The organism is Janthinobacterium sp. GW821-FHT03C10 (genome assembly GCF_059420865.1).
In genome coordinates this window covers 231,744-241,169 of sequence record NZ_JBWKUN010000011.1, presented here as the reverse complement: position 1 = coordinate 241,169, position 9,426 = coordinate 231,744, and the positions used below count along the sequence as shown (strand labels likewise).

General features: G+C 66.2%; 5 protein-coding genes. All 5 read right to left on the bottom strand.

The window, feature by feature from the left end; all coding sequences use genetic code 11:
• Window positions 1-104: 104 nt before the first annotated feature.
• Genes AC07VH_RS28220 through AC07VH_RS28200 form a run of 5 tightly spaced genes read right to left on the bottom strand, consistent with a single transcriptional unit; the run spans window position 105 to window position 9,370 of the window.
• Window positions 105-833 (bottom strand): YfaP family protein, encoded by a 729-nt coding sequence (locus tag AC07VH_RS28220; protein WP_494788968.1) that lies wholly within the window; start codon window positions 831-833, stop codon window positions 105-107.
• A 29-nt stretch (window positions 834-862) separates the two neighbouring features.
• The gene (locus tag AC07VH_RS28215) at window positions 863-2,554 is read right to left on the bottom strand and encodes a DUF2300 domain-containing protein (RefSeq protein ID WP_494788967.1); all 1,692 of its coding nucleotides are present in this window, start codon (window positions 2,552-2,554) and stop codon (window positions 863-865) included.
• Window positions 2,554-7,095 carry an alpha-2-macroglobulin family protein gene (locus AC07VH_RS28210; protein ID WP_494788966.1) on the bottom strand — a complete coding sequence of 1,514 codons (4,542 nt, stop codon included), beginning with the start codon at window positions 7,093-7,095 and terminating at the stop codon, window positions 2,554-2,556. Before AC07VH_RS28210 ends, AC07VH_RS28215 begins: the two co-directional genes overlap by 1 nt.
• Entirely contained in the window at window positions 7,092-7,757 is a 666-nt protein-coding gene (locus AC07VH_RS28205; RefSeq protein ID WP_494788965.1) for a DUF1175 family protein, read from the bottom strand. Before AC07VH_RS28205 ends, AC07VH_RS28210 begins: the two co-directional genes overlap by 4 nt.
• A complete protein-coding gene (locus tag AC07VH_RS28200) occupies window positions 7,754-9,370 on the bottom strand; it encodes a DUF2138 family protein (RefSeq protein WP_494788964.1) in 1,617 nt (538 codons plus the stop codon). The genes AC07VH_RS28205 and AC07VH_RS28200 overlap by 4 nt, the downstream gene beginning before the upstream one ends.
• Window positions 9,371-9,426 lie beyond the last annotated feature (56 nt).

The following is a 9,426-nucleotide window of genomic DNA, read 5'->3' as shown; positions in this document are numbered from 1 at the left end:
ACATCCGTCAACTCCTTCTTTTTCTCACCGTACTCAGCATTTGCATGCGTCGTTCAGCGAGGGGGCGAATTATAGCCAAGCAACAGCGCGTCCGCAAGGGCCATTTATGGCAAGACGAACGATTTCACCAAGGTCAGCTCGCCGGCGGCCCGCATCGGCACCTGGAAGCTCTGCAGCTTTTCCCGCGGCGTACCTTCGTTGGTGATGATCGACAGGCGGGCCACGGTCAGCATGGCGGTGTTGTCGCCGCTGCCGTAGTAATTGACATAGGCATGATAGTTGCCCTTCAGGGGCGCGGCGCTGGAAAAGATTTCCGGGCCATAGCCAGTGGTCACGTCCACATCCAGTGCGCCGCCATCTTTCAAGACACGATTACCGTACCAGGCGTGGCCGCCGTCCGGCGTGACCACATGCAGATCGAGGTCGGTGCCGGCACTGTCCCACGACAGCACGATACGCAAGCGCGCCTGTGTCTTGCCCTGGTAGCTGTCGACAAACTGGGTGCGCGCGCGGCTCCTGCCATCGGGCGAACGCACCTCCACGCTGTTCGAGCCGCTGCCAAAGCCATAGGGGCGGCCGTAGCTGCCATCCTCGCCCACCTCCATCGGCATCGCCACGCCATTGACCACCAGGGTGGCGGGCTTGCCCTTGACGGCGCCGGCGATGCGCCCCCGTATCTGCGCCGTCTCGGCCTGGCCCGGCTGCAGGTTGACCGATGCGGCGGGGTAATTGACCGCTTGCGTATAGTCCTCGCGTGCACCGGCCGAATTGCGCCAGCCGCTCTTCGGCGCATCGATGGTGACCTGGGCCTGCGCCCAGAGTGGCAATAGCATCAGGGGAATCGCGCAACGGATATAAAAACTCACAGAACCTCCAGGTTAAGGTCGACGAGCCGGCGGGCCAGCCGCTCGACATATTCTTCGTCCTGGCCGCGCGGATGATGGCGCAGGCCAAGGTGCAAATATTCATGGGCCAAGGTGATGCGGTCTTCGCGCGTGGCCAACGGGCGCATGAAGATGCGGTTGCGCGACTGCTCCGAATACGGCGCGCCGCTGGATAGCGCGCAGACCAGCGGCGCTTGCGGCGGCGCCTCGTAGCCGGCCTCGCGCAACAGCACGCGTTGCCAGCGCGGCACCGACCGCGCCAGCCAATCCTCATTCTGCGCCAGGCGACGGCAACGCGCGCCGGTATTGCCAACGGTGCTCAGCGCGCCGCCGGGATAGGCCGCCGCCAGCAATTCATCATAGTGCTTGCCCTGTTTCGCCTGGCGTACCGCCTCGCTCCACGCCATCGTGCCCTCGGACGCTTGGTTGCTGTGATAGCGCACGGTGACGCCATCGACGATCAGCTGATCGGTCCAGCGCGCAATCGCCAGCGCCGCCGGCGTGGCGGGGCTGGGACTGACGCGCTGGGTCGCGCTGCTGTCGGCGATCTGCTGGCAGCCCGCCACCGTCACCGCGTTCTGTTGCAAATACGTGCGCGCGGCAATCGCCAGCGCCTTGGCCGCTTCCGCTTCATTCGCGCTCGCTTCGCGGTCAAGCACGCGCGCCACATATTCATTGACGCCGAAGCGGCCGCGCAATTGCGGGCGGCCGCCCTGCTCTTGTACCAGCATCAACTCGCCGCTGCTGCGCACGGCGAGATTCTGCCCATTCTCGAATTGCACATGGTAGCGGCCATTCAGCGGGCCAGCTGCGGCAACGCCACGCTCGCCGCGCACGGCGCGGATCGGATAGCGCTTGAAGTAGTCGACCACCACGCAACCGCCATCGTCGGCCGCGCCGACTTTCGGCAAGCTGGCGGCCAGCCTGGGCGCCCACTGTTCAAAGACATTGCTGCTGCCGCCTGCGCCGCCAAACCAGATCGGCGTGCCATCGGCCAGCCAGCCTGCCGCGCCGCCAATCCGTTCGTCTGCCCGGCGCTGCTCGTGCCAGGAATACGTCTTCACGCGCAACTGGCTGCCAAACCATCGCGCCGTACCTGCCCCTCGACCATCGAGCACCACGCGCAGCAGCGCCGCTTCGGCGTCCACGCGGCTGGCGGCCGGTATGCTGTCCAACGCGCGCAGCAGACTGTCCAGCCGTACCAGCCGTCCCGGCGCCAGCTGGGCGGGGTCCGCCAGCCAGGCAAAGTCCCCTGCCGGCGCGCTACCTAAACGGGAGGTCCAGTATGTGCGCCACGGCGCGGCCGCGATCATCAGGCGCTGTGGAGAGAAGAAAGGGCCGCAGGACTGCGCCAGCGCCGCATCGTGGCCGATGCTCTGGCCCGCATCGCAGCAATATACTTCTTCCGGATCGCGGCCGCCGCAGCGGTAGTCGGGCATCGCCACCTTGTTATCGCTGGCGTAGACATACACGAACAGCTTCCACAGGCTGGCCAGCGGCACTTGCCGCGTGCCGTCGAACGGCGACGAGAGTGGCCGCGTGGCGCCGCCCTGACGCAGCTGGCGCACCTCCATCTTGCCGTCGCGCCACCAGGCCACATCCAGCGATGCAGACCACGCTGGCGCGGCCAACAGCAAAGCCACCATCAATACTGGACGTACAAAGCGCATCACTCGACCTTCAGCGCGCGCGTGCTCTTGCCGCCGCCCTCGAGCGCTTTCTGCTCCGGCTGGTACATGCGGTAAAAGCGCGCCGGCGGCAGCACATAGCTGCCCTTCTGCGCAAAGCGCAGCAGATGGCGCACGGTCACGGCGCCTTCCAACGGCTCGACCGGCACCGCATAGCCGTCGCGGCGCTCGGTGTGGCGCGCGCGTTCCAGCGCGGCCGGCTTGTCGCCCGCCATGACCATGCCCCAGGTCGTCGATTCCACCATGGCGCCGGGCGGCAGCGCCACTTCCAGCAAGCCAAAGCGGTGTTTCGCGCCCGGCGCCGCTTTCAAGGTGATTTCATCGAGGTACAGCGCGTCCGTGCTGAGCGCCTCGCCCGGCTTGACCAGCTCCGTCGTGTAGCCGCCCTTGCCCGCCTTCATGCGCAGGATGCGACGTTCGACGGCGACCGGCAAGGTCTGCGCTTCGGCGGCATGGCTGTCGTACTGCACCACGGCCACCGTGCCGGCCGGCGCCGGTGCAGCGAGACGCAGTTTGTCAGGCAGGCCCTTGGCATCGCTCCACCGCCACAGCGGCTGGCCGCTGCGGCTGTCGCGTTTTTGCCAGGCGCCGTCCAGCGCGACGGCCGGCCCCTTGCCGAACGATATGCCGCCCAGCTTCTTTTGCACCCACATCAACGTCATCGCGCGGTCCAGGGTCGGCATCTCGGCGCGCACGCCGGCCAGCACCGCGTCCGCCTGCGATGGCGGCACTTCGCCGGCCAGCATCAGCAAGGCTTGCGCCACCGGCGCTTTGGACTCGCGCAGCACCTGCCATGCGCTGGCCACTTGCAGCTGCAGCCCATGCGGCAAGACGATGCCATTCTGGCTGGCGACCAGCGCCACCAGGCCAAGGCTCATCGCTTGCGCCTCGCGGTCAGATGCCCCGCCCAGCAGCAGGCTGCCACTGTCGCCCGCCTGGCGCGGCTTGCCCCCCAGGACGGCGATGGCGCTGTCGTCCACCAGGCCCGCCGCCAGCGTCTGCGTGGGCAAGCCCATCTCGCGCGCCATCCACAGCACCAGCGCGCGGTCGCCCATCGCGTCCTTCAAGCCATGTTCGCCGTAGACGGCCAGCAGCTTGTTCCAGTGTTCGGGCGGCAGTTCGATGTGCAGCGCGCGCGCCGCGTACCAGTCGGCGTAATAGGCGTAGGCCGTCATCAAGGCATTGCCGGCCGTGGCGTTGCCCCACCAGCCGAAGACGGCATTCGGGCCGGCCATGGATACCAGGCGCAGGCGCTGCGCCGTCAGCAGCGTTTGCAGGGCGCCGGCGTCCGGCCCCAGGCTTTGCGTGGCCAGCGCCAGCGGAATCAAACGGCTTGCCGTCTGCTCCACGCAGCCATACGGATAGTCGATCAAATCGTCGGCAATGCGCGCGAACTGGCTGGCGGTTCCCTGCGCGAACGAGACGCGGAGATTGCGCGCATCCGCCGGCAGCTTGAGCGGAATATCACCGGTGGCGCCATCGAGCGGCAGCACCAGCGAACGCGGGCTGCTCCAGGCGGCGGGCAGCGTCTGCATAGCGGTATCGAGTGCATCGACCACTTTGCCGTTCTGCTTCAGCTCCAGGCGCAGCGGCCCGCTAGCGCCAGCAGCGAGCTGGAACTCGACGTAATTGACACCCGGTTTGGCGGACAGCTTTTCCGTCTTCGGCTGCGCGCCGCCCGAGAGGACGACGTCGAGCGCCTGCTCCTTGCCCGTCTGGTTGAACACGGCCACCGAGGCACGCGGCGCATCGCCGGCGCGCATCCAGTCCGGCGCGGTCCACTTGGCATAGAAGTTCTTGTCCGACCGCAGATAGGCGGTGCGCTGGCCCACGCGCCCCTGCTCATCCATCGCGCGGCCCGTGATGCGCCAGCGGGTCAGCGCGTCGGGCATGGTGAAGCTCACGCGCGCATTGCCGTTGGCGTCGGTCTTCAGCGATGGCGCCCAGTAGGCCGTATCGATATTGTCGCGGCGCGGACGTTCGAGCACCTTGACGCCCCGCTCGTTGTAATTGTGGCGCGCGGGCGCGCCGGCAGTGCGTCCCTGCGCCATGTCGTAGCTGATGAAAGACAGGCTGGCCGTGGTGCGCACGTTGTTGCGGCGCGGATGGTAGAAGAAGTCGCCGATGTCGGGCGCGATTTCCGGCTGCAGCACATAGATCATTTCATCGACCACGCCCAGCGCCACCAGGGTGCTCAGGGGCTTGCCGTCCAGGGTGGCCTTGACGTCCAGCGTGACCTTCTCGCCCGGCTGGTAGCTCTCCTTGTCGCTCTTGAACTGCAGCGCGATACGCGGCTCGATCACTTGCAGGCCGGCGTTCTCGAACACGAAATCGCCATTGCGCGTGTACGCCACCGAGAACGTCATGTTCGGGCCATGCTCTTCTTTTACCGGGATGCGCACTCTCCACTGCCGCGGCGCCACGCGCTTCGCCTGGTACCAATCCGCGGCGCCGGCCATCAAGCCATGGTGTTCCACCTTGTCGCGCTCGAGCGTCAGCAGCGCCTGATCCACCTTGTCGGAGAAGGTGATCAAGGCCTCGGCCGTGTCGCCCGGACGGTAGCGGGCGCGGTCCAGCACGATCTCGATGCTGCCCGGCGTCGTCTGCACGCCGTCACCAGCCACCCAGTGGCTGGCGGCGGCCAGCAGGTTGCCCCGTTCGTCGCGCAGCGCCAGCTGATACGAACCGGAGGCCGGAAACGTCACGTCCCAGCCCTTGGCGTTTGCATCGAAGGCGCCCTCGGTCTTGCTCTGTTTTTCCAGCTGCACCATCTCCCAGCGCACGGGCTTGGCCGCACCCTGGCCATCGGCCAGCAAGTCGAAATGCACGTTTTGTCCCGGATCGGAAAACTGGCGCGTCGCCTTCAACTGATAGCTGCTGTTCGAGCGTTCGATCATCAGCTCGCGCGTCGCCTTGACGCGGTAGGCCGCGCCATCGGTCGCCAGCACGGTCAAGATGTAGCGCGACGGATCGGCGGCGGGCGGCAGGGTGAAGTCCACATTGCCGCTGCCGTCGCTCGTCACTTCCTCGGTCTTCAAGGCCACCGGGAACAGGCCGCTGTAACGCAGCTCCCCCTCGACCATGGTGTTTTGCTGGCCGCGCAGCGACAAGGTCATCTTCGCGTTTTTTACCGGTTTGCCATCGGGGTAGCGCAGCGCGATGCTGCCCTTGACCGCCTCGCCCGTCTTGAATTCCGGTTTCGATGGCTGGACGTTGATTTCAAAGTGCGGCTTGACGTATTCGGCCACGCGGAAGGCCGCGCCATACACGCCATCCTTGTAGTTGAAGCGCAGTTCATAGCCGCCGGCGGTCGCTTCCGTCGGCAGGCGGAAGCGCGTGTCGGCGCCCGTATCGCCGGACAGCTGCAGCGTTTGCGTCAAGAGCGGCGTGCCATTCGGATTGAGCACGGTCAGGCTGAGCGGTGCTGCGCTTGCTGCCTGCGAGGCGCGCGCCGAGGTGAATTCGCGGCCCAAAAACTTGACGTTGACCTCATCGCCGGGCCGGTACAGGGGCCGGTCGGTCACCGCATAAATCTTGGTGTTATAGATTTCGCTGTCGTAGTAAAAATTCTCGGACACGAACACGCCGCCGGCGCCGTCCTGGCCCAGCACATACGTATGTTCGGGGCTGCCGCGCTCGAGCGAGGCGACGCCGTCAAAACCCGTCACGGCCGACTGCAGCACGCCAGTGCCGTCCGTCCACGCCACGCTGGCGCCGGCCACGGCGGCGCTGTTGTCGCGCCGCGCCGTCCATACCAGCATCTGGCCGGACGAGACCTTGGTGACGGCCACCGTATCCGACACGAACACCAGGGTGGTGGCGCGGTGCTCGCCGATGATCGCCTCGACCAGATACAGGCCGGGCTTGCGCTTGCCCAGCGGGATCATCACATTGCCGGCGCCGGCGACGATGAAGTCGCTGCTGGAGCCATCGAGCTTGACGCCTTTCGGCGGGGCGATGGCCTTGGCTTGCCAGATCGGATAGCGGAAGCTGTCGACCAGCTCCATGCCCTTGATCGGCTTGTACTGCGGGTGGTTGGCGAATACGGTCGGCTTGCGGATGGCGTCATTCGTCGCCAGCTGCGGCTGTTCTTTCGTGACCGCGCGGCGCGCCTCACCGGAAAACAGCTTGCGCCAGGCCAGGCGCGACTGCTTCCACCAGCTATCCCACAGAAAGCTCAAGGTGTTGGCCAGGCCCTCGCCCTGGTAATTGCCCTCGACCTGGATGCGGTGCAGATTACGCTGCTTTTTCAGGAATTCCATCGGTTCGGGCACGCGGTAGACGACGATGTCGGCGCCCGAATACGCTTCCAGGTTCATGCGCCCCATGTCGCGCCCGGGCACCTCGAGCCGCACGCGCGCTTCATCAAGACTGCCGTAGCTGGCGTCCGACAGCAGGAAGAAAGGCTCGCCCTTGAAGGTGGCGTAGTTGCTCGGTTCGCGTTCCTGCGCCGAGGCGCCGCCAATGAGGACCAAGGCCAGCAGGCTGGCAAAGAACAGCTTCATGACAAAAATCGGCTTCATGATAAAAACGCCAGCCGGAACACGCCGGCGAAATTCGGATTGTTGACCACAGGTTGCCACCGCGTGTCCTTCCAGCTCGTGAGTTCTTTGATATCGACGGTCCGCAGACCATTGTCGTCGGGTGTGACGGTGCCGGTGTGGTAGGCGATGCGCGCCCCCATCCAGACCATCAGGTGCTGTTCGTCGCCCTGGTCGAAAAACAGCAGGTCGCCGGGCAGCGCCTGGCTGATTTCGCGGGCGATGAAACGGCTGTTGTGCTGCACCAGCGCCAGCGCCGTGACGAAGTGGCCGACACTGCCACCCGTCTGTATCCAGCGGTTGCGCAAGGCGGCCTGGTTCGCGTCCAGTTCCAGCTCGGGCGGCAGGCGCCGGTCACTGGCAATACCATTCGCATGCAGCCACTTCGCGTCATGCACGGTCAATGCCTCGTTGACGGCAAAGCGCACCAGGCCGGCGCAATCGCGGTGCGTCCAGCGCGGCGATGGTCCCCGTTCGATCTGCGCGTTGACGATGCGCAGCATCCAGGCCTGGAAGGCGCGGCTCTGGGATTGCGACAGCTGCACTTGCCCCCCGGCGGCCGCGCGCAGGGCCCAAGCCTTGGGTGCGGCGACAGCGGCGACGCACACCGCCAGCGCAGCGCGCCGCCCATGCGACACCGTCATCGCGCCGTCTCCTGCCATTCCAGCGTTTCCCATGACGTGCCGCTGGCTGGCTGCCGCTTGAGCACCATGCGCAGCGCGGGATATTTTTTCAGGGCGTCCAGGCGCGGCACCAGGTGTTCGTTGGCGGCCGCGCGCAAGACCGGTTCGTTATTCGCCGGCAGGGTATCGAAGGCTTCCAGCTGGATCAGGCGGGCCAGCGAGGCCGGTGCGATCAGGCCGATCGTGCGCGCGCCATCGGGCAGCAGGTCGCTGGCGGCCGGCGCCTGCTTGCGGCGCACGGCCAGCACCTGGTCGACCAGCTTGCCGTCGGCCGAGAAGACAACCGTATTGCCGGCCACGGCCAGCGCCGGCGTGGACTGGCCCAGTGCCGTGGCGACGCTGCGTTCCCAACGCACGAACTCACCTTTGGCGTCCTTGCCGGTGGTCTTGCGCACGGGGTCCTTGCCGCCGATGGCCGCCGCGAACAGGCTGCCATATACAGCGTCGTCGCCGGCCTGCGCGCTGCGCGTGGCCACGAACACGGGTGTATGCAGCCGCGAAGTGCCGTACCAGCACGCGGCGGCGGGGCCTTGCAAGTGGCCGGCCAGCGGCGCCACCGGCTCGGACGCCTTGTCGCCCAGTCGCTTGAGCACGGGCTGCAGCGCGGTCCAGTCCACCGGCACGCTGAAGCAGGCGCTCGGGTTATGCGGCAGCACCGGCCACAGGGCGCTGCTGTCATAAGCACCGTTTTTCAGTTTATCGGCATTGAGCAGCACCTTCGATTGCCAGGTGCCCTGTTGAAAATCGAAACGCAGCGCTTCGAGCGCGCCAAAGAAGGGCTGGTAACCGAACGACAGGAAGTCGGCCTTGACGGCGATGCTGTGGCCCTCGGGCGCGGCGCCGTCGAGATGAAATTGCGCATGCAAGACGTTTTGTTTCGCCGGCTCCGGCGCCAGCAGGTTGGCCACTATTTTTTCAGCCGTGCCATCGCCATGCTTGCCGTCGCTGCCGCCGTACAGCATGCCGGGATGGGACAGGATGACCAGGCGCTGGCCGTGCGCGGCGAACAGCAAGGTGCGCTGGTAGGCATAATTGAGCGCATACACGGGCACCTGGCCGCCATCGACGCGCAAGCTGCCGGCCACGCGCATCTGCGTATCCTTCAAGGCGATCTTGCCCGCCTCTTCCAGCAGGCGCGTCAGCTGGCTGCGCGAGACGGCGATGGCGAAATGCTTGAGCGAGCCGTCGGCGTCGCGCCACAGGGCCACTTCCGCCGGCTGGTCCAGCACCATGCGCAGCAGCTGGTCGCCCCAGCCCAGTTCATGCTCGTAGGCGATGCGGCGCAAGCTGCCCTTGAGGCCCAGCCGGTCTTCGCTCTGCTCGTAATAGAACAGGAAATCCTCGCGCAGCACGTCGCGCGCCAGCGGCACCGTCAGCAGGTCGCGCGGCAAGACCGACAGGCTTTTCGTGCGGACCAGCGCGTCGGGCCGGGATAAATCGAGCTTCAGGCCGTTGACCGGCCCCAGCGTGTCCCAGCCGAACACCCGGTAGCCGACCAGCGCGGCCGCCACCAGCGCCACCCCGGCCAGTGCCCCGACCAGGACTTTTTTCGTGAGTACTTTTTTCGCCAGCACCTTGTATCCCTTTTAGCCTGCCGTAGCATTGACAAGTTAGTAATTGTTGACAAATG